The organism is Mucilaginibacter sp. BGA-UO-ETr-C110, assembly GCF_059567985.1.
On the sequence record NZ_JCAQPB010000002.1, the window covers coordinates 2,228,115 to 2,250,214 of the forward strand.

Genomic DNA, 22,100 nt, shown 5'->3' on the forward strand with positions numbered 1-22,100 from the left:
AATTTCTTCAGATCATCTATAAGGGCGTTCGAAAACTGTAGCCTTTAGTCACTTAAAAGGTATCCGGATCAGAATATTTCCTTCTGCTAAACAGGAAACAGTAGCATAATCATTGTTTTAAATCCACAAGATCAAAACTAACAGTAGTAGATATGGTCGCCAAACCGGATGAAGCGGCTAAGCCGACTAATACCTGATTTTTCAGCGAACAGGTAATAGAACCTATTTTTGTCCACTTTCTACCGTCAACGGAAGAATAAGCGGAGAATTCATCTCCCCTCCTCAGTAAACGAAGCCAGCAGTACCCTGTTAGGCGGCCAAATGTCACCATAGGTGCCAAAAGTTCAGGGCCTGTTACCATAGTTTTTCCTTGATTATCAGTCGCTACCCTGGATAGCAATGTGGTATACCAATGTGGGGCTTCTACTTGCCCGGATGATACTGGTTTAATAATACATGCTACCTCTGGTACATTATCCGCCAATCCTTCGCGTATAACCAGTCCAAAACTGGTAAATTGTGAGCTGAGCTGTGGAACATACCGAGCTGTAATCACCCCGTTGCCATTCAAAGTTGTATATACAAATTTAAACTGATCGCGGACACTGTCTAACCCCAGCCCTCCAGCCATTATAGTAAATTGCTGGCCATTAAAGCTTGCCCTGCCCTTTCGCCCTCCTTCATTTCCAATATCTGCCTGTTGCCAATTAGCCGGAAGACCCGTTGTAATGCTAACCGGATAAGCATTTGTACTTTCACCCGATTTATTGAATGCAGAAACAGTATAATAATAGGTCCGGTTATTCACTACTTTATGATCACGATATATGGCATTGTTCAGCTTACTGGCTACAATTGTATAAGGTCCATTTTTCCTTTCAGATCTTTTTATGGTATAATAATCCGTTCCGGTTGCGACTACCCAGGTTATGGTATTACCATCTTTTAATGATGTTTGGGCTAATAAACCAGCTGGAGCAGTGGGGATGGCATTAGTATCGTTTCCAGTATCTGTTGCTGTTACTCTGGAGTAAAGCAGTGTACCAAATCCTACATGATCCGCACCGGGAAGTCCCTGCTGTTCCGGCCTCATCTTTTCTGCTGCCTGCTGGGTATAGGGTGCGGCTAAACCCATACGATTTACGTAGTGATTATATATCTGTTCATATATAGCCCTAAGTCGTCCCCTACCTTCGGCTGACAATTGTTGATGCAAATATTTGCCTGTCTTGTCCATTTCCGGTAAATAAGGAACATCTTGCCCCAGGTTATATTTCGCGGTAAATTCAAATCCTTTTAATAAACGGTTATCAGCATAGGCATACAGGTTTAGTCCCTGGTGCCATGCAATTTCAGCGCAATCGCCCAAATGGGCTATACCCAGTTGGGTATGGCTTTGATCCCGTCCGCTTTCCTGGCATTGCCCAGCTTCATTAATAATATAATTAACCAAGCTACCATCGCCTGCGCCATTAATATAATAGTGTAGAGCCCGCTCGAATATGGGGCGGTCATTGCAAAAAACACCGATAGCCATCATGGTTTTCATGGCGGCAGCATCCCAGTTACCATTGGCAAAAGGTGCAAAATCTTTTATAATCGGATAAATAACTTCCCGAAAATGTTTCTCTGTATTTCCAATATCAGCCGTGGACCAACCTGAATGTGTATAACGCAGTATCTCGGCAGCATTCACCATTTTAAACGGGCCGAGCCCTGCCATCAAGACCGCATCTCGCCCTGTGATTGATTTTAATCTGGATGACCATGCATTAACAATTTCAATTGCTTTGTCTGCATACTCTTGTTGGCCTGTGAGCGCCCACATCAATGCATTCTGATAAGCAGCATTAGCATCCGCATCGTAAGCGCCCTGTCCGACAGTTGGGTTTCTGCCAATCATTTCCATAGGTTCTTGAATAGAATAGGAACTTTGTGACTGTGGATGTGCCTGAAAAACCAAGAAGCCGCTATATATAGGTTCCTGTTTTTCTTTTATTGCCGTTTTCATCCGCTCTATATCACGCCTGCTTTGGAGTAATCCCGGATGTATGAACGACTGCGCTTTTACTTCCTGGTAGATGAATAAAAAGACACATAGAAATAAACATACTCCTTTTGTATAATTCATATTTTTTTGAAGCTATTGTGTTTTATAAAACATTGATCATTAAAACCATTTTGCTTTCCGATAAAATGCCTATAAGTATTTACCATTACCTGATGATATAAAAAGTTTGCTCTACGGGCTCTGCAGATTGGCACAAAGGTTCTCTTATCCTCCCCCACTGGTAGGCGACAACCTTAACCTTTACAGGATATTTACTGTTAACTGGTATAGTCGTAAATTTAATGATACCATTTTCTACATATGCAGGCCCCGAGATAATATAGTAATCCACCGGTAATCCCGAATCTGACGTCGCCTGTAAAGCCAGCTTTTTTATATTATATTTCACATCCCGTAGCTGAGGAAATGTTATTTTCTGGGGCTTACCAACAGTTAATCTGGAAGGTATGATCATTTTACCGGGCTGTACTGCATGGCGGTATTCCGCATCGCCGGCATTTTCTTCTTGTATCCAAAGTTCACTATCCATTCCCCCGCGATCAAATTGCAATTTGAAGGAAGATGGGCTGGTTTGTACGGCGGGGCCAGCAATCACCCTAAAATTAATCGGACCTGGTGCATGCCCGAGCTTTTGACCTGCACCTATAAGTTCAGGGGGCTTTTCAGGTAAAAAGCCTCCTTTTAGCCGAAATGAAACACCGTCGTCTTCCGGTTCAAACTTTAAAGCAGCATAGCCTAGTTTGGCCACGGGTAATAACTGACCGTCCTGTATAAACGTCAGCATCTGCCTTTTCCGTTTTACACGATCACCTTCAAACTTTATTGCGACCACAGCTGTTTCCTGATCAAAAAACCAGTAACCACCGGCGCTTCCACCCATAAATAATTTATAGGGGGCGGTCTTAAATTCGTCCTTTTCCATACCACCTGTACCTGTTAACCAACCGGATGATTTATCAACCGATTTCAAAGCGGTTTCGCCCGGCCCTGGCAGGCGGTACCGGCATGCCTTGCGGATATACAGTGCAATAAATTTTGCCAGATGTGCTGACCAGTCAAAATGACCACCACCCGGATCAATCACAACCCCAACCAGGTTATCGTCATTGTGTGCCCGCAAGACTAAGGCAGATTGCTTTATCACCGGCCAATAAAAATCGCGGTCACTCGGTTTGGTTGCCGGATCAGGTACTCGGTATTGCGGCCACTCTGTGGTTTCTCCTACAACATAACAAAGCGGAATATCTTTAAACCTCAAGGAGTCGGGTAACGGTATCGTTTTAATAGGAATGGAGGCAATAGTACGTTCAGGCAGTACGTTGGCAAAGGTCCATGCAAAATGCCCGTTAGCAGAATGCCCCATGGGTATAACCGGAGCATTTTCCAGTTCCGGATAGCCAGACTCCCGGGCCAGATCATTCATCATTTGCTGAAAGACTTTTTCCATGCCCGGTTTCATATCGGCTGTAAAGGATTGATCACCTCTTTGAGCAGGCCCAACCCAGATGATACCCAAACCGGTTTCTGTAGCTGTTTGACGTATTAGCGGGTCCTCCAACCAACTACGTTCCAACAAATTAGCCAGCGATACGATCACTCCTTTTACTTGTTTACAATCCGGCGGGATCCATAGATAAGCACTGCGGGTGCCCACCTTTACACTATACTGGTAAACATGATTTTCGGGATTATCCTGGGCTTTGCAAATAACCGTAACAAAAACAGCCAGTAAAAGCAAGATAAGCTGACGGGGCTTGGAATGGATCAATGTTATCATTTGTTAATCCAAAATACGCGCTCAACCGGATCTGCGGTTTGCAGCTTGGGTTCATTACTATTACCATATTGCCAGGCTATTACCGTTACTTTTACCGGAAACCTGCTACGTGGTGGTATCGTGGTGAGGTTCAAACTATCGCCTATGATTTCTGCAGGTCCATCCTGCACATAAAAGCCCACAGGAACATTTGCATCTGATACTGCATTCAGTTTTATCCCCTTTTTATTGGGGCGCTGATTTGGTATTTCCGAAAAGATAATATGTTGTTCTTTACCCTGCGTATTTCTGGGCGGAATGGCCATTAAAGCCTGCTGCACTGCGGGTTTATATTCGTCATCGCCCGGATGGCTGGCCGAAAACCATAATTCATAACTATGAGGAGATTCATAGAATCCCTTTTGAGGGTAAACCCGGAATGTGGAATCATTGATTTTAACAAAGGGCCCGGTAATACGATCAACCGTAATAGGAAAACTGCTTTTCGTATGACCGATAGACGATCCAGCTGGCATTCGTGTCCAAGCTGCTGGTCTTGGACTACCACCAGGAACCGTATCATAGAAAGTGGTGTGCAGTTTAAAAGTGATACCATCAGCCTCCGGTTCAAACTTAAGATTAAACTGCTGATGAACATTATGCTGCTCCAGCAGTCTACCATGCTGTGTATAACCGATCAATTGTGGCTTTTTGTTACGGTAGCGGGCGTGGTAAGCTACAGTTGCAGAAGCCAGTTCCTGATCAAAGTACCAGAAAGCCTGTGCCCGGTCTCCCTGATATTGATCAACTGGTGCCGGGGCTACTACAGGTGCCTGGTCAAAGCGCCATTTATCAACCAACCAGCCGGTTTTTATAGGGTTAATTGGCGTTAGTTTGGGTGCTTTTCCTTCAGCGGTATTTTGGGGCATCCGGTATTGCAGAACTTTTTTTAAATAAAGTGCAATATAAGTCGCTTTAGTATCAGAACTTGCAAAATGAAATTCTGCAGGGCAGGCTAACATACTCAGCGGCATTAAAGGATGAGCCTGTCTTTCCTTTAATCCTTCTGCTGACCAGGTATCTGCTGCTTCATATTCACCCATTGTTTCCAGACAAGGGATATAATCAATATTTCTGTCGCCCCAAATATCAGGAACAAAGGAAATGTGCCTAAAATACGGCCATTGCCCGCTTACCGAGATCGCGGCCAAGGCTCTTTCCGGATTCCACACGGCCATGTAATAGGGGTTGCTTGCTGCGGCCGAATGCCCCATGCCAACAAAAGGTATATAGTTTAGTTCTGAATATCCTGATATCTGAGCCAGATCATGCATGATATGATTGAGCGTTTCGCCAGCACCCTGATCAAAATGGAATAAAAGATCATATGCCGGGCTTACCCAAACTTCGGCCAAACCAAGTTTTCCCATTTCCTTTCTGAAACCTGGGTTTTCCAATATGGACTGTTCTTCCATATTATTTTGTGCGAAGAGGAATGCCTTTACTTTTTTGCAATCCGGAGGGATCCACAAAAATGCCCTTGCCTTACCATCGTTTTCTTTGGCATCTTTTATGGGCACAGACCATTGCCATACCGCATTCTGTGCAAGAACGGTCGTATCCGATAATAAACAAATATGCAGTATGCTTAGGAAAACATACACTTGATACTTTTTCATTTTGAACCGGGACTATCAGTGGGATTCACAGGCGTTTGAATGAACCGGAGGTCTTCCACATGTTCACCGACTAATATATTAGCCATATCTCCTGTTTTATAAAAACCGGGCTTACCCGGCATATTATCCGCAATTATCTTTCCATTGATCCGGAGGTTCTCAAAAAGTACATTTTTGATTTTTCTTGTTTCGTCATAACCCGAAATAACAGATAGATTGGCCCTATTCCCATTATAGGTTATGTTTTTTAAATATATATTTTCAATTCCTTTACCCGGAGAGGTGTTGTAATAGTGATTATACATGACACGCATATTCACCAATTGCCCTTTCCGGATATCATCAACACGAATATTGTCGAAGGTAATATCTCTCAATAAATTACTATCCCCGGCATCTAAGGCCATACAACCCTGGTAGTCGATTTGGTTTTCATGCTGGTCAAGAATATCCACATTGATAAATTTGATTTTTTCTAACGTGTCGGGGTGTGACGTGTCTCCGTGGGTACCGATAAGTATAGGATGGGCAACATCCGCCCAAAGGGTTGAGTTTTGAACGGTAATATTTCTTGTGTTTCCATAATAATCCCAACGATGTCCATATATCGCCACACAATCATCAGAATTTCTCATATAAACCTGATTGATAAGAATATCAGAACTGCAGAAAACATCTATCCCATCAGCGTTCCCTTCTGAACTAAACGATTTGATATTACTAATGTTCACACCTGTTGATTGCCCAATGAGTATGCTATATTTATGCGGCAGTACAACAAGCCCATCTACTCTCACATTTTTAGCGTACTCAATAGTGATTTGGTCATTACGCCCTAGCTGTTCCTTTTTAGGCCCATTTGGAGCAGTCTTGTCTGCCCAATTTATTAATGGCATCTGCGTTAATATACCACGGCCCATGATGTGTACATTCTCAACCCTGCTTACCAGTAATTGTCCCTGAACAATAGCTCCGCCGTCAATGTAAACTGTTTTGTTGGAGGGAATTTTTAATATACCGATTTGATGAAATCCGGGGCCATAATAAATAACATCCGGATTGGCCTTTGATGGCTTTTCTGTTTCGATTGGATTGGCAAACAACTGGAGATTATGAAAGATGTTATCATTAACTTCTATTGAAATATTACGGGGTTCTGTTAAAGAAAAAACAATGGTATTTCCTACGATCTTAGGAGTAATTCCATAAACAGATGGCCTTATCTTAACACTTTGGATAGGCCCTTTTGGATAAGTAACAGTTACCTCTACCTTACCTGAAAAATCAAAATATCCAAAAGAGGATTGCTGTACTATATTATTAGCGTCACTTACTTCTTTCACTGACGCAGTATAAACTGGCACAACCTGTTCTTGATGGCCAACCTCTTTTACCATGATCTTAAAATCCTTGCCTAAAATAGTCCCCTCGGGAGCTTTGTAGGTGATCAATCCCGCGTTAACATAAAAACAGACATTTAAAATAATTAAAACAAGCAGAAATATTTTCTTCATTGGTTGGTGATATAAATCTTAATAATCCAGACAAGCTGTTATTTGCCTTCCCCTAGACCCAATTAATGGGTCGTAAGAATATCCCCTTTTTCGGGATATCCACACCGCTAAATTGCTTTGAAAAAAAAACAATAGAGGGTGGTTATTGGGTCAAATGAAGGGGGAATATTGTATTGAACAATTCTATTGTCATAAACTCTTTGGTTGATGTAAAATACAAACATAAAAATCAGATGCCAGCAAATCACTTTACGTCAGGTTAATGATCTGTTGACGGAGAAGTACTATGTTTATTCCTTGAATAGGGAATACTGGTGTTTAAATTGTCTTTATTGATAAATGTCTTTCTGTATTTTCGGATGAAATCTGATGGGTTCATTTCAAATAGTCTGTTAAACTGCTCCCGGAAGTATTTGATGTCCTGGAATCCAATCCGGAATGCAATCTCTTTGATCTGTAAATCGGTCTGGATCATTAATTCTGCAGCCTTCCTCAATCTGATATACCTGATGAATTCTGTACTGGATAAACCTGAGATCGATTTGATCTTCCTAAATAGTTTGGATCTGCTCATCCCAATTTCATCTGTAAATGTCTTTAAAGAAAAACTTTCATCTTCTAAATGGCTTTCAATGATGCGAATACACTTAGCCAAAAACTCACTGTATTCAGCGGGGATTTTTAAACTGTTATTTTTGAGCGTGATCTCATTAAAGAAATAATTTTTAAGTGTGCTTCGCCCTTTTAACATACTTTTAATACGTGCTATTAGCAGATCACTTTCAAATGGCTTGGTAATATAATCATCGGCCCCGCATTCTATGCCTTTAAGTTTAATCTCTGGCGACGAACTTCCGGTCAGTAATATAATTGGAATATGACTAAATGAAGGAGATTCCTTCATCTTTGAGCAAAACTCAACACCGTTAACACCATTCATGATCACGTCACAAACGATAATATCCGGTTCACAGTCCAACACGTTTTTAAAACCAGCTTCTGTATTCCCTGCCTCATGAATAATAAATTCATCCTGCAATAATTGTCGGATGTAACGTCTGACTTCCGCGTCATCATCGATCAACAAGATTACCGGTTTTTTATTGACCACATCATTCATGATTCCATCTATATGTGCAGTAGACGCCATCAGATAGCTATCGCTTATTTCAACAGGCTCTGTAATCAATTCCTGTATCAGCGGATAGGTTATTTTACTTTGATCCTCCTGTCCTTTCTGCGTATCATTAAACAAACGTGCACTTATTTTAGGTAAGCATATTTTGAATGTAGTACCCTTTCCTAATACACTGGTGTAGGATAATTTACCCTGATGCAATTCCAAATATGTTTTCGCCAGGAAAAGACCGATCCCAAATCCGCTTTCTTTTATCTTATCTGTGTCCTGGTTTAACCGGTAAAACTTTTCAAATAACTTTTCGCCCATATCTTCAGCAATTCCATAACCGCTGTCTTTTACCAATATTTCAATAAATTCCTCCCCCTTGTCTACCCGAATATTGATGGAACCACATTCTGGTGTATATTTTATAGCATTCGATAAAAGATTAAACAACACAATTTCGAGCTTTTCTCTATCCGCGTATACCTTGATGTTATTATCATGGCAAATGAACTGATAATCAATTTTTTTGGCTTTCACCTGGTTGTTAAAACAAAGGAAAACTTCATAACAAACATCTTTCAGATTGAGTACAGAGGGATTCAGATCAGCCACCTCTTTTTCAGAGCTCCTGAATAGTAACAACTGATCCACCAAACTCAGCAAACGTCGTGAATTACGGTATACTGCGCTGATATCTATTAAATCGATGTTGGCCCCATTGCTATGCAGCAGGTCTTTGATGGGGTTAACAATAAGTGTAAGAGGGGTTCTCAATTCATGTGATATATTTGTAAAAAAGGCAATTTTCTTTTCATTCATTTCTTTTACAAACTTCACTTCATACTGCAATTGGGTTTGCTTTTTATGATAAAAAAGATAGGCGTAAATACCAGCCATTATGCAGCCTAAATACAGGCAATAGGCCCACCAGGTCCTGTACCAGGGTGGTAGTACATGTATCTTCAACGAGATTTGCCCTGGCATCCAACGGCCTTCAGCGTTGGTACACTTTACCCTGAATGTATAGTTCCCTTCATCAAGATGGGTATAATTAGCAGAACGTACATGCTCGGAATAAGTCCAGCCACGATCCCAGCCTTCCATATAATAAGCGTATTTAATCTTGTCAGGCGCAGTGTATTCTAATGCTGTAAAATCAAAAGCGAAAACAGCTTTATCATAAGGTATGGTTATTTTTTTAATGACGTCAACAGAAACTTCCTGAACCCAATCTGCATTTTTCTCTAATGCCTGGTTATTGACAGTTATTCCCGATAATACAAGTTTGGGATTGCTGTTAATATCGGTGACATTTTCGGGATGGAAAATATTAATACCCTCTATGCCTCCGAATACCAATTCTCCTGTGTTCAGAATGGCCTTCGAATTATAATGAAACTGGTTACTTTGCAATCCATCGCTTTTATAGTAATTTTTAAAGGTTTTAGTGTTCGGATTAAATTTAGATAATCCATTAAAAGTACTTAGCCACAGATCCCCATTATTATCTTCCAATATATTCAATACAGCATTATTACATAAACCATCCTCAGTAGTATACCTTGCAACAATAACAGATTTGGCGCGATCAAATAATACCAATCCCCCACCTTCAGTTCCGATCCAAAAATTATGTTTACGATCCTCATAAATGTTGCGTAAATAATACCCCAGTTCAAAAAAACGATGCCTTTTATTTTTTCTGTCTATTTGGACCAGTTGCGTAAGTGTACCGGCCCAAAGTCTTCCCTCATGATCAGGGGTAAGACTCCATAGATCCGAAAGATTAGTGTCAAATGCCATAAAACGATTACCCTTTTTATCAAAGGTATAGAGGGCGCCATTGATCCCGTCACCTTTTAGGGTCCCAACCCAAATATGGCCATCCTGATCCTGGCACATGGTGGAAACCACCTTGTTTTCAGTATTAGACAAAGGGTTGATACATTTAAATCGTTCGAAAGTATGTGTTGACCTGTTATACCTGTTTACCCCGTTAAAAAAGGTACCTGCCCAGATATTTTTCTCGTCATCTCTGATGATATTGGTTACAAAATTATCGCTAAGCGAACTCACGTTTCCGGTTTCATTTTTAAGCTGACTGAAAACATTCGCTTTCCGGTTCCATACCGCAATACCTGCACCCTCTGTACCTATCCACAGATCGTCATTAATATCCTCGTAAAGCGCGTACATTGCTCTTTTAGGTAAGGAACGTTGATCTGCAGGGTCATGGCTAAGGGTTTTAAAGCGTCCTTTCTGTGGATCGATGACGTTAACACCTCCATTAAGAATGCCGATCCAGAACCGGTTGTCCTTATCCTGATATATCGTATAGGCAGCATCGTTAGAAAGTGGGCTGATCCCATTATCCGTCTTTAAATAACTTACCTTCTGCGTTAGCGTATTGTAAATATTTACCCCCCCGCCATTAATGGCCATCCATAACTGCCCTTGCTTATCCAGTACCATGTCTGATACTTTACTAAAAATCAGTTTTCCTTTACCCTGGTCAAGCACCTTGGTCATTACTCCAGCTTTATCCTGATAAAAAAACAAGCCCTCGCCTGTTCCTATCCAAATATTACCGTCCGGATCAGGTTCAATAGAATAAGCATTTCTGACTGCAGAACTAACAATATTTAATTTATGGCTGTCACTGCTGAGCATACAAAGCCCAACTTGCGGTATAAATACCCATATCCGTCCCTTATTGTCAGGTTTAATAGCCTGAACATCATAATCCCATAACTGGGTCTTTCCCTTACCAATAGGGACCGTCACAGCCTGCTGTGCAGATTTGTCTTTAAAAAGCAGCCCTTTACCCAATGTCCCCAGCAGCATGTTGCCTTTTTGATCTGACTTGATAACCCGCACCCCAACCGTTATTTCCTTGCTCTGCCCCCCTTGCCGGGATATGTAATTAAGCGTTGAAAATTTGCCCGAAAGATTATTGTATATACATGCTCCTCCATGAGTACCTATCCACATATTGGATTGCTCATCCTCGGTTATTGAAAATATGTAATTATTAATGAGCGAACCGGGATCTTTGAATTTATTCCGGAAAATCTTAAAGCTGTAACCATCATATCTATTGAGGCCATCATATGTTCCGAACCATAAAAACCCTTTTTTATCCTGATAAATACACCTAACGGAATTATTAGATAAGCCCTGGTCAATACCGATGTATGACAATGGCTGGCACTCCGCCATCTTCACATTGCATAAAATAAAAGAAAACAGTATTAAAAGTTTGTTATACTTCATGTTCGCGAAAATTATTGTTCTTAATACACTTAATTGGCTAACACAAATATCCATGAATAATTTTAACATTTCAGTTAAATTAATCTGGAGCAATTATGAAATTACAGGTGTAGTATAAAGATAATCAAACCAGATAAGCATCAATAACCATCGCTAATAAAAGGTAACCATAAATTAGCAGAAATAGCTATAAAACTAATCACATGTCCAATTTAAAAGCTATAATAACCACCTAAAGACAGTTATTATAGCTTTTTCAGCTATTACCAGCCAGGATTTTGGACAAGTTTTGGGTTTAACGAAAGTTGTTGTGCCGGTATAGGATAAAGATAATTCTTCTCACTAAACTGTCTTGCTGTTTGATCAGTGATCAAACAACCATTTGCATCTTTTGGATTAGTTGGTATAGGGTTTATAGGATCTGGTCCGAGTTGTGCCTGTGTACCCGTATATTTAGTACCAAGGGGCCATGGGCTAACAAACTGGGCCAAATTCCCATAAGCTGTACCACCTATATTACTCACCAGATCAATAGCGGCACTATGCCAGCGTTTGATATCATCAAACCTGAAATCCTCGTCAAACAACTCAATGGCACGCTCACGTCTGATCTCAGTCCTCATATCGAGGCCGTTCATGCCTACAAAGCTATTACTTAAAGGCGGCATAGCGCTATTGACACGCAAACGCACCAGGTTCAATGATTTATTCAGATCGGCATCACCAATGGAGCCGTTGCGTTCATAAACTGCTTCTGCATAATTCAACAATACCTCAGCATATCTGATCACAGGGTAATCTTCTGATTCAAATTTATCAGCTACCGGGCGTTCCGAGATCCATTTTTGACCTCCATAACCAGCCGGCCTCACCACTTGCTCTGCGGTTGCCCTGTCAGCTGCGTCATTCGTCCAGTTAACCCTGCCATTAAGCAGACCAAACCAATAGTATTGATAAGGCACTTTAATTGTATAGCGCATCCGGCTATCCCGATTCTGATACTCTGAAGTATATGTTTGATACCCCTGAAACAATGGCGACTTTTCTATAGGCAGGCCATCGGTACATAAGAACATGTTGGCAAATTTTCTGTTTACCCCGCTACCGTTACGTGCAGAACGACTAATGTTTACTCCCGCTACTTTTATAACGTCATCATACCTGACCGCCAATACATATTCATGGTTAGCTGCTTTGGTGACCCCAGCCGGATTTGATTTAGGATTTTCTAAAATAAACAGGTATTTCTGGGCTGAATCGCCTAAGATAGTACTGTTGCCGCCCAATGCATTGGATGCTGGTGTTCCAAACAATGCATACTGATTACTGGCAATAACAGCATTTGATGCAACGATAGCTTTGTCCAATAATCCATTATACCTTGTCGCATCCCCACTCCTGAATTTTTGCCAGGTACCTTCATAAAGGCATACCCTCGATAAAAAAGCCTGTGCCGCCATCTGCGTAACCCTGCCATAATCGGCAGAATTTGCAGCGATAGACGCTGGCAAACTGGGTATAGCAGCTTGAAGATCGGCAATAATTAAATCAGCTACCGCATCTCTGGTTGCCCTTGCTCCATATAATTCAGGTGATGTGGGGTCAAGTAAAGTAGTTACAATCGGAACTCCGCCATATTGTTGCAACAGATCAAAATAAACGTATGCCCTGAAAAACTTTGCCTCGGCCACAAACTGTGCAATACCAGCCTGGTCTGCATATGAGGCGGCTTTAGTGAGCAGGTAATTAGTTGCCCGGATCCTGGTATAATCTGTTGTCCAATTACCGGCATTACCCTGGCCGGGTTCAGTTGTCGGTACGCTATTCGTGCCTGCGCCAAAGCTTCCGCCACCGCCTGTTAAATCAGATCGGCCATCAGAGTGTGGGGCGTCAGTAACCCCCAGCAATGTGGTAAAGTTTTTCAGGTAACCATAATACTGATTGGCAAAGGTTTTAAAATCAGCAGGTGTTTTAAAAAATGCCGGATCATTAAGTTGATCAAGGGGTTTTAAGTTCAGGGACTTATTACAGCCATACTGGGTTATGGTAAATAGCGACACTATCAATACCAATATATATTTTTTACTATTCTTTTTCATTTTCGTTGATTATTAAAATTAGAAAGTAACATTAGCACCAAGTGTTACATACCTAAAGAATGGATACCTTTCGTTTCCACTAACGGTTCTTGTTACTTCAGGATCCCATCCATCATGAATTTTTGTTAGCTCCCATAAATCACTTCCGGAAAAGTAAACTCGAAGTCCCTTGATAGCTCCGCTTTTCTCAAGCCATTTTTTGGGAAGCGTATATCCGACCACCAGGTTTTTTAGACGTATATAAGCACCATTTTCAACAGACCAGGAAGATACCTGGTAGTTATAAGTATTAATACCATTGTTCTGTGCTGAGTGCAAATTAGGAAAATAAGCATCTGGGGTGCTTGGCGACCATGTATTGCCAACATAGGCATCACTTTGTCCCTGGTAAATTGATTTATAAGGAACCCGCATATTGCCTGACCTGAAGATCGTTCTTTTGGCAACTCCCTGAAAAATGGAGTAAAAGTCAAACCCCTTCCACTGTAATCCCAAATTTAAGCCAAAACTATACCTCGGATCGTTGCTGCCCAGATACACCAGATCGCCAGGATTAGTAGTACTTGTTCCTATGCTTAATTTACCATCACCATTTACATCTTTGAAAGTATTATCTCCCGGACGAAGACCAGAAACTTGCCCAGCCGGATTGGCTAAAGGGCTTGGAACAGGTAAACTTATATTATTAGTACTACCCACAGGTGCGTATTTGGCGTTATAAGCATCAACCTGTGCCTGGTTTTGCAAGCGGCCATCATATTTCAAACCAAAATAAGAGTTTAAGGGATATCCCTCCACTGTTGGATTAAAGCCAGCGCCCAATACATTGGCCCCGCCATAATGGACCAGCTTATTTTGGTTATCGGTTATTGTCCCGGTAACACTATAGGAAACACTACCTATTTTCGATTTCCAGGTCAAGCTGCCTTCATAACCCCATGATTTCAGATCACCGATATTAGAAGCAGGAGCGCCGGCTCCTAAAACACCGGGATAGGTTTGCCCCAACAACATATTGGTATTTTCATTGCGATAGATATCAAAACTACCCGTTAAGTGATTATGCAGAAAGCCAAAATCAAGACCAATATTTTTCTTTTTTACGGTTTCCCAGGTTCTGTTTAAGGATACCAGGTTTCCTGATGTTGTTACTGTAGTTGCTGTACCCGAACCGAGCAGAGCACCTCCTGAACTTACAACTAATGACTGAATATAGTCATACAACCCTATGCCACCCTGGTTACCCGTTGTTCCATAAGAAACCCGCAGTTTAAGTTCATCAACCACCTTTTGATTTTTCATGAAATTTTCGTCAATGATCCGCCAGCCGCCTTGTATGCTACCGAAAAACTTCCATCTATTGTCTGCAATGAATTTGGAAGACCCATCATACCGTCCTATGGCCTCCAATAAATATTTACCTTTATAGGCGTAAGTTGCCCTGCCAAAATATGAACCCAACGCATAATGGTTCTGAGTTTCCCCATTGGTTACGTAACCGGCGGTTCCATTACTTAGACCAAGCCCCAATGAAGGAATAGCATCATTACTCAAGTTATATGTCCTGGTTACAAAAGAATTAAATTCATCCCTTTCATAAGAGCTACCGATCATTAAACCGACATCATGTATCTTATTAAAGGTATTATTATAAGCTACCCTTCCAATTAGGTTATAAAAAGGCTCTGTTGTATTCATCCTTTGATACCAGGTGTTGTTAACATTATCATTCCCTCCTGAGGATGGTAAGGTTTGCACCAAGATATTACCGGCATAATTATAATATTGAACCTGCTTTTGTTGTATCCTACTATCCTGGAACCAGGTATTATAACCTGCCACACCAGTAAAGGTTAAGTGTTTGGCAAAATTATAGGTAAGTGTACTATTAAGCAGCGCCCTGGTATTCACTTCCAAATTAGCCCCTCCATCCCTGTCTGCGGCAGCCGCGCTGAAAACTGTTCCCCAGGCGTAGGGCTGACCTTGTGAAGTAAAGGCAGGCATACCTGGTTGCGCATACTCACTAAGCGAGCTATAACCATTATAGCTATACAGAGATGGTTGCTGTATGTTGTTTCTTTCCAATGATATATTGGTTTCCAGCTTAACCTTATCACTAAAGGTATAATCATTATTAAAGCGCAAATTGTATCGCTGGTTTCCGTTGGTTCCCCATCGTAGTTGGCTCCCATCATTTAAGTAGCCTAATGATACCCGGTAGCCTTCTTTTTCGGTTCTGCCAGAAAAGCTTAAGTTATGCTGTGTTGAAGTCGCATTCTGCCATAAGATCTTTTGCTGGTTAGTATCAAAAAAGGTAAAATCCTTAACATCTCCAAATGACGGGAGCGGTACCCCATTGTATAATACACCGTTAGCAGAACCGGTATAACCAGGCAGTTTAGTAATATCAATATAACCTGAAGCAGGTGGATTGGCAGCCAGAGCAGCTAATTGATACCACAGATAACTGGTTGGCGCTATACCATAATTATCGTTCGTCAATGCCTGCATTAGTCCTTCGCCCCATTGTTTGTCATTGATAAGGGTCGGCTGCAAACCCAGGATCTTTCTGGAAACAGAGCCATCATATTGAATTACCATTTTACCAGCCTTCGCTTTTTTAGTGGTAATCAGTACGACACCAAAAGCAGCCCTTGCCCCATATATAGATGCGGAAGCGTCTTTCAAAACAGATATATTGTCAATATCATTCGGATTGATGGAATTCAATTCGGCATTGCTGGACAAAGCAACCCCATCTAATATAATCAGGGGGTCCTGTCCATTAGTAGATGTTGCTCCCCTGATCTGAAAATTCCAATTTTCTCTTCCCGGCTGTGCCGAAGTGCGAGTTACCACAACTCCCGGCACTTGGCCCTGTAAAGCCGACAATGGATTGTTGATTGGCCCCCTGTCTTCAAAAACTTTGGATGATACCGTGGCTACCGCTCCTGTAAGCGTAGCTTTTCTCTGTGTACCATAACCAACCACCACCACTTCACTTAAGTCACTGTTATTAGCGGTTAAGGTAATGGTCATGAGTTTGGGTTTGTCCTCGTCAACTACCACTTCCTTACTCAAATAACCGATATAGCTGATTTGCAAAACTGCTCCGGGTGCAGCTTTGATCTTAAAAGCACCCGTTACATCGGTTATTGTTCCTTTTTGACTGCCTTTGATTTTTATAGTTGCCCCGATGATGGTTTCACGGGTTTTAGCATCGATCAGCTTCCCCGTTACCATCTTATCCTGCGCCATGGAGTTCAGGCAAAACAACAAGGAAAGAAAAAGCGTAATTGTAGCAGCTTTGTACCTTGATAGCAAAGTAAAATTTTTCATCATAAATTAGTTTAAATTAAAAATTGGTTACTAAATTGATTTATTGACCAATCCAAGTGGTACCGGTATCAATAGTTGTTTATAATTGGCTGCTAATGTATAGCGTAGAAAAAAAATAAAAAGGGGTGTAGGGGGTCAAACAGCGGGGGGTAAATCAATAAAAACACCCTCTTTTCCACCAAATGATCAGGTAACTGGTATTTGCCCCTTCTTATTAAAAAAAATCAATTTGAAAGGGCTTTTACAAGGGAAAAAGAAGAGTAATTTTTTAATATTTATTAGCTCAGAACTTATTTCTGACAAGTCTTTTGACCCAGGAATCGTTGTTTATTTTTGTTTGTGGTAACGAAGAATCCCTGATCATGAGCGATGTGGGAATAACCACCGTTTTAATCGTTTTTTTTATCTTGGGCCCTCCAGAAATGCTTTTCAACATCAAATGAATTACTTGTTCTGATATCTCCTTGATCGGCTGGGCTATGGCAGTAATGGATGGCGTAAATAGTTTAAAAAGATAATGATCATCAAACACTACAATTGCTATATCTTCAGGAATACGACGCTTTAAAAGCTTTAACGTTTCCAATCCACTTTCAGCAAGGTAATTGGTAGCAAAAAACAGCGCGTCGATCTCCTGATTACCTATCAAGAAATCCTGGATTTCCTTAATACAATTTTCTCTTTTATCATGATAAGCTATTTGTTTTAATAAATAAGGCTTTTTCACTTCATCTAATGCTTTCATATAACCTGATCGCCTGTCAAGCATTTGTGTTTGATCAGAGAATAAGGTGATCATTGCTATATTATTGTAGCCGTTATCGATTAAATGTTTAACGGCTTTATAACTGCTTTCCAGGTTATCTACTACCACATTGGTAATTTCCAGCCCGGCCAGGGTTCTGTCAAATAGCAATACAAAAAATCCATCTTCCCTCAACTCCTTTAATTCCGATTCAATACCTGGCGGAGGTGCAATAATATAACCATCTACATGTCTGATACGATACATCTCAATCAAATCCTTTGCTTTTTGCGTATCATTTTCGGTGCTGCTGTAAAGGATCTTGTACCCTTTTTTATAAGCAATTTCTTCCATCATGCGGGCAATGGCAGAAAAAAAGGGATCTGATATATCTTCCACCAGCATCCCGATCATTTTTGTTTTACCAGTACGTAAACCCTGGGCAAAATGATTGGGGCGATAGCCGATCTCCTCAATGTAGGCTAATATCTTTTTCTCTAAACCCGTACTGATGTTTTTTTCACGCGCTTTGCCATTGATAACAAAGGATACCGAGGTTTTAGATATCTGTAGTTCTCTGGCAATGTCATTGATGGTGATGTTTCTCTTGATCATTATGCCGTTAAAATAAATGAACCAGATAATTTATCAATTTGCATTTATGTTATGTTTTGTGTGTTATCTGTTCTGCGTTTCATCGGTAATATAAATCGCCTGGCCCCCTGAGCCCTTTAAATTAATATTCAATACCGTTGAGGCATCTACTTTTTGATGGGTTATTTTCACATGTGCGGCTGTCTTAACATATTGATCATCTGAATAAATACTGGCTATATATTTCTTCCCTTTTGATAAAAAATTTAGCGGTAGTTGTAATGTGCGGGCCTCATTATTTGTGATGGTTCCCACAAACCACTTTGTCCCTTTGCGACGGGCGGTGCTAATGTATTGACCGGGCACACCTTGTATCACCCTTGTTTCATCCCAGGTGGTAGGTATTTTGCTCCAGAACTCCAGTTCAGGCTCCTGGTGATATTGCGATGGATTATCGTACCAAAATAAAGTTTGAATGGGGCTATAATAAATGGCAGCCAAAGCCAACTGGTGAGCATGAGTGGTTTTTATCCGGCTATCAAAATAACAGATCGTATAATCAGCCGGACCTGCTATATACCGGGTAAAAGGCAAAATAGTATTGTGGGTGGCATCTGGCATTTCTTCGTTACCCCTTATACCTTCGGCTGTCATCAGGTTTGGCCATGTGCGCTGTTCGCCAGTAAGACGCCAGTCATCATGAATATTAACCATCATCTTGTTGGCTGCTGCCTGCTGTATAGCCTTCTCTACCCAGGTGGTCCAGCGGTGTGATCCCACCTGCACAAAACCAAATTTGATGCCTTTTACCCCCCATTTGCTATATACTGCAAACAGGCTGTCGCTTTGAGCCAGCAGTGCCTGCTGGTTAACATAAAGCCAAACCCCTATTCCTTTATTTTTACCATACTGAATAATTCCGAGTAAATCAAAATCAGGTATGGCAACCTTTGTGGCATCGGAATCAAAGCTGAAAGCCGGTCCGTACCATTTCCAGTCAAATAATATATATTGCAGGTTCTGTTGGGCAGCAAAATCAATATTGGCTTTTGCATCTGCCGTAGTTTGTGTCATCACCCGCATAATTTTACCGGGTTTTATCCAATCGGTATTGCCGGTTATTTTGCTTTGCTCATTCAAATTAAGTATCAAATAGTTGTGCTCAATTAAATCACCCGGTTTTTCTGCCACCATGATTACCCGCCAGGGAGTATACACAGGTGATATCAGTTGAGCTTCGCCAAACATTGATGTAATAATAGTATTGGGCTTATTGGTGCTTAACTTAAATTTGGTACGTGCATAATCTACCATCTGTGCTTCGGTAAGTGTTGCAAATAAGCCATTTGGCAGCTCAAGGGTTAAAGGACGCTCGCTTTCACCGGGCCAGCTTAATAACGGTAATTTGTAATAAGGTGCCTGTGCCCAGTTAGCAAACCAGGCTTGTGTACCTGAGGGTAAGCTAAATTCTGTATTTTCCACAGTCACGTTATAATAGGTTCCCTTTACATTCTCGGGGAAGAAATAGCGTATAGCTACACCTTCATTATAAACCCGAAGCTGCACCTGCACCACATATATCGGGTTATCGTCTTTTACCAGTGTGACATCTACTTCATTGTAATGATCCCTTATCTGACTACTTTCACCATTTACCGGTTTCCAGGTGGTATCATGAGTTAATGTTTTGATATCTTTTATTTCCAGATTTTCGCACCAATCTTTATGCTGATCTATCTTTAAGGCCATCGCCTTTTCCGAGAGCTGGTTATCCATTTGTATATCCAGGGCTGATTCTTTTATTACCTCCTTACCCTTATAACTCACTTCGTAATACATCTTTCGTTTGTGATCACTCAATGATTTTTGATGAAATTTCAGCGTCAGGTTTTGATCCGGTGATTGTAGATTAACAGGAGAGCCTTTTACCGTGTTTTGTCCTTTAGCGGCTAAGGCGATAAATGAAACCATAACCAATAGAAAATATCTCATTTATCGTGATTTATGATGATTATTATAATTTTTTGCATGTTGTAATTTCTGTAGCCCCAGTAAGGTTTCCGGGTGATATCTGGAAAAATCGTTTATAATTGCGTTTCGAAAGTAGAGCAAAACAAAGATCCACAAGGGGGCTTAATGGGTCAAACAAGGGGGATGGTTTAAACAAAAATGGCATGAGCTATATGCCAATACCATTTTTGTTTAATTAAATATAAGTTTTCTGTTCTTCTTTAACCAACAGGTATATCATGGTGCAATGGTCCATTGCTGATTGTTACTACTGCTGCTTGGCCAGAATTGCATAGCTGATCCGTCGGTAGTTCCACCTCCAGAATCCAGGCATTTGCCATTGGTGCGATTAACGATTTTGAAATAAGAACCTACAGGAATGATTGTCCATTGCTGATTGGTACTACTACCGCTTGCCCACTGTGCAACGGCTGAGCCATCTGCTGTATGATCATAGCTATCCAAGCACTTGCTGCCGGTTACACAAGCCAGTTTGTAGTAACCACCACTATAAGTTATTACCCACTTCTGATTATTGCTGCCGCTCGAAGCCCATTGCGCCACATTTGTCCCGTTCGTTGTTGAACCCAAATTGTCCAGGTATTTTCCACTGGCGCGATTGATTAATTTATATGTGCCATTGGTTACCGGCTGTGCCCCTATAGAATGGGTTAAGGTACCAAATCCTAACTGATCGTATCCACCACTGTTTGGGCCGTAATCGCCACCACCGCCTTCCGGTCTTACATTAGCGGCATACTGGCCGCTGTAGGTTGTTCCGGTAATGCCGTGTGACTGCTGATAATTATAGATGAGCTCCCAGCTTGGGCGGATGTCCCCTCTTCCGCCTTCTGCAATCACCGTTTGTGTTTGTGCTGCACAGTTTTGACCATTGCCCCAATTGTAAGTAGTGAAAGGCACCGCGTTTCCAAGATTATAGCTGGCTGTGTATTCGCAAACTGCCAATGCTTTATTATTTTCATAAGCAAATAGGTCCTGTCCCTGGTTATAAGCCATTTGGCAGAAAGCGCCCAGCAGGGAAATATCCAAACATTGATGTCCCTGATCCCGGCCCGATTCCTGTCCCTGGCCTAATTGACCTGAGTTGTATAAGAATGGTACTGCATGATCAATTGAACCATTGCCTGCACCGGTTTTGAAATAGGTTATCGCTTCATTAAATTTATTGGTATCATCACATAGTATACCTATCGACAGGATTGATGCCATACTGCACAGATCCCAGTTTGCCCAATAATTGGTGATACAGGCACCGTTATGATTTACCAAAAAATCATGGTTCATAGGATAAAATACATTGAGCATCATATTTTTAAAATTGGTAAAGTCTGTAGCCGACCAGCCACTGTAGTCGCGCATGATCTCGGCTGCATTGGCAAACTCGTAACCATATATACCGGCGGCAAGCCATCTGTCCGCAGAGCCGTTGATAGATTTCAGCCTGGACGACCAGGCGTTCATTATAGCAACTGCCTTATTTCCGCAGGCAACATCGCCCTTAATTTTCCAGCGCAAAGCATTTTGATAGGCGGCGGCGATATCGTTATACAGCTTTGAATAGTTCTGCGGCGAACCAGAACCTCTGTAAACGGTATCTGCAGGCCCCTGCATGGAATAGGTTGATGCTGAATGTGAGTTGGCCGTCAGTTTGTTCCATCCGGAAAGCCAGGGCTCTGCCTGTGCGTTAACCATGGTCTGCATCCTGATAAAATCTGCCTGGCTGTGCAGCATACCGGGATGGATAAATCCTGAAGTTGCATTTACCGCCAATTTGGAAGCGGATGTTAGCGAATCATTTGCTGTTACCAGTGAAGACGATTTTTTACACCCCAATATAAAGATTAGTGATAAACAACTCAAAAAAATTAGAATT

The 22,100-nt window shown here is 41.3% G+C and carries 10 protein-coding genes; all 10 read right to left on the reverse strand.

From position 1 onward, the window contains the following. Positions 1-109 precede the first annotated feature (109 nt). Entirely contained in the window at positions 110-2,131 is a 2,022-nt protein-coding gene (locus tag AC57BQ_RS10130; protein ID WP_496406163.1) for an alginate lyase family protein, read from the reverse strand. An 85-nt stretch (positions 2,132-2,216) separates the two neighbouring features. Next, positions 2,217-3,848 (reverse strand): hypothetical protein, encoded by a 1,632-nt coding sequence (locus AC57BQ_RS10135; protein ID WP_496406164.1) that lies wholly within the window; start codon positions 3,846-3,848, stop codon positions 2,217-2,219. Next, positions 3,845-5,506 carry a hypothetical protein gene (locus AC57BQ_RS10140; protein ID WP_496406165.1) on the reverse strand — a complete coding sequence of 554 codons (1,662 nt, stop codon included), beginning with the start codon at positions 5,504-5,506 and terminating at the stop codon, positions 3,845-3,847. Before AC57BQ_RS10140 ends, AC57BQ_RS10135 begins: the two co-directional genes overlap by 4 nt. Next, positions 5,503-6,903 carry a glycosyl hydrolase family 28 protein gene (locus AC57BQ_RS10145; protein WP_496406166.1) on the reverse strand — a complete coding sequence of 467 codons (1,401 nt, stop codon included), beginning with the start codon at positions 6,901-6,903 and terminating at the stop codon, positions 5,503-5,505. Before AC57BQ_RS10145 ends, AC57BQ_RS10140 begins: the two co-directional genes overlap by 4 nt. A gap of 376 nt (positions 6,904-7,279) precedes the next feature. Further along, positions 7,280-11,419 carry a hybrid sensor histidine kinase/response regulator gene (locus AC57BQ_RS10150; protein WP_496406167.1) on the reverse strand — a complete coding sequence of 1,380 codons (4,140 nt, stop codon included), beginning with the start codon at positions 11,417-11,419 and terminating at the stop codon, positions 7,280-7,282. Between the two features lie 263 nt (positions 11,420-11,682). Beyond that, entirely contained in the window at positions 11,683-13,518 is a 1,836-nt protein-coding gene (locus AC57BQ_RS10155; protein ID WP_496406168.1) for a RagB/SusD family nutrient uptake outer membrane protein, read from the reverse strand. Between the two features lie 18 nt (positions 13,519-13,536). After that, positions 13,537-16,860 carry a SusC/RagA family TonB-linked outer membrane protein gene (locus tag AC57BQ_RS10160; RefSeq protein ID WP_496406169.1) on the reverse strand — a complete coding sequence of 1,108 codons (3,324 nt, stop codon included), beginning with the start codon at positions 16,858-16,860 and terminating at the stop codon, positions 13,537-13,539. A gap of 280 nt (positions 16,861-17,140) precedes the next feature. Continuing rightward, positions 17,141-18,217 (reverse strand): LacI family DNA-binding transcriptional regulator, encoded by a 1,077-nt coding sequence (locus AC57BQ_RS10165; RefSeq protein ID WP_496406170.1) that lies wholly within the window; start codon positions 18,215-18,217, stop codon positions 17,141-17,143. 63 nt (positions 18,218-18,280) lie between these two features. Continuing rightward, a complete protein-coding gene (locus tag AC57BQ_RS10170; RefSeq protein ID WP_496406171.1) occupies positions 18,281-20,188 on the reverse strand; it encodes a glycoside hydrolase family 97 protein in 1,908 nt (635 codons plus the stop codon). A gap of 255 nt (positions 20,189-20,443) precedes the next feature. Beyond that, positions 20,444-21,958, reverse strand: coding sequence for an RICIN domain-containing protein (locus tag AC57BQ_RS10175; protein WP_496406172.1), 1,515 nt, complete (start codon positions 21,956-21,958; stop codon positions 20,444-20,446). Between the last annotated feature and the right edge of the window lie 142 nt (positions 21,959-22,100).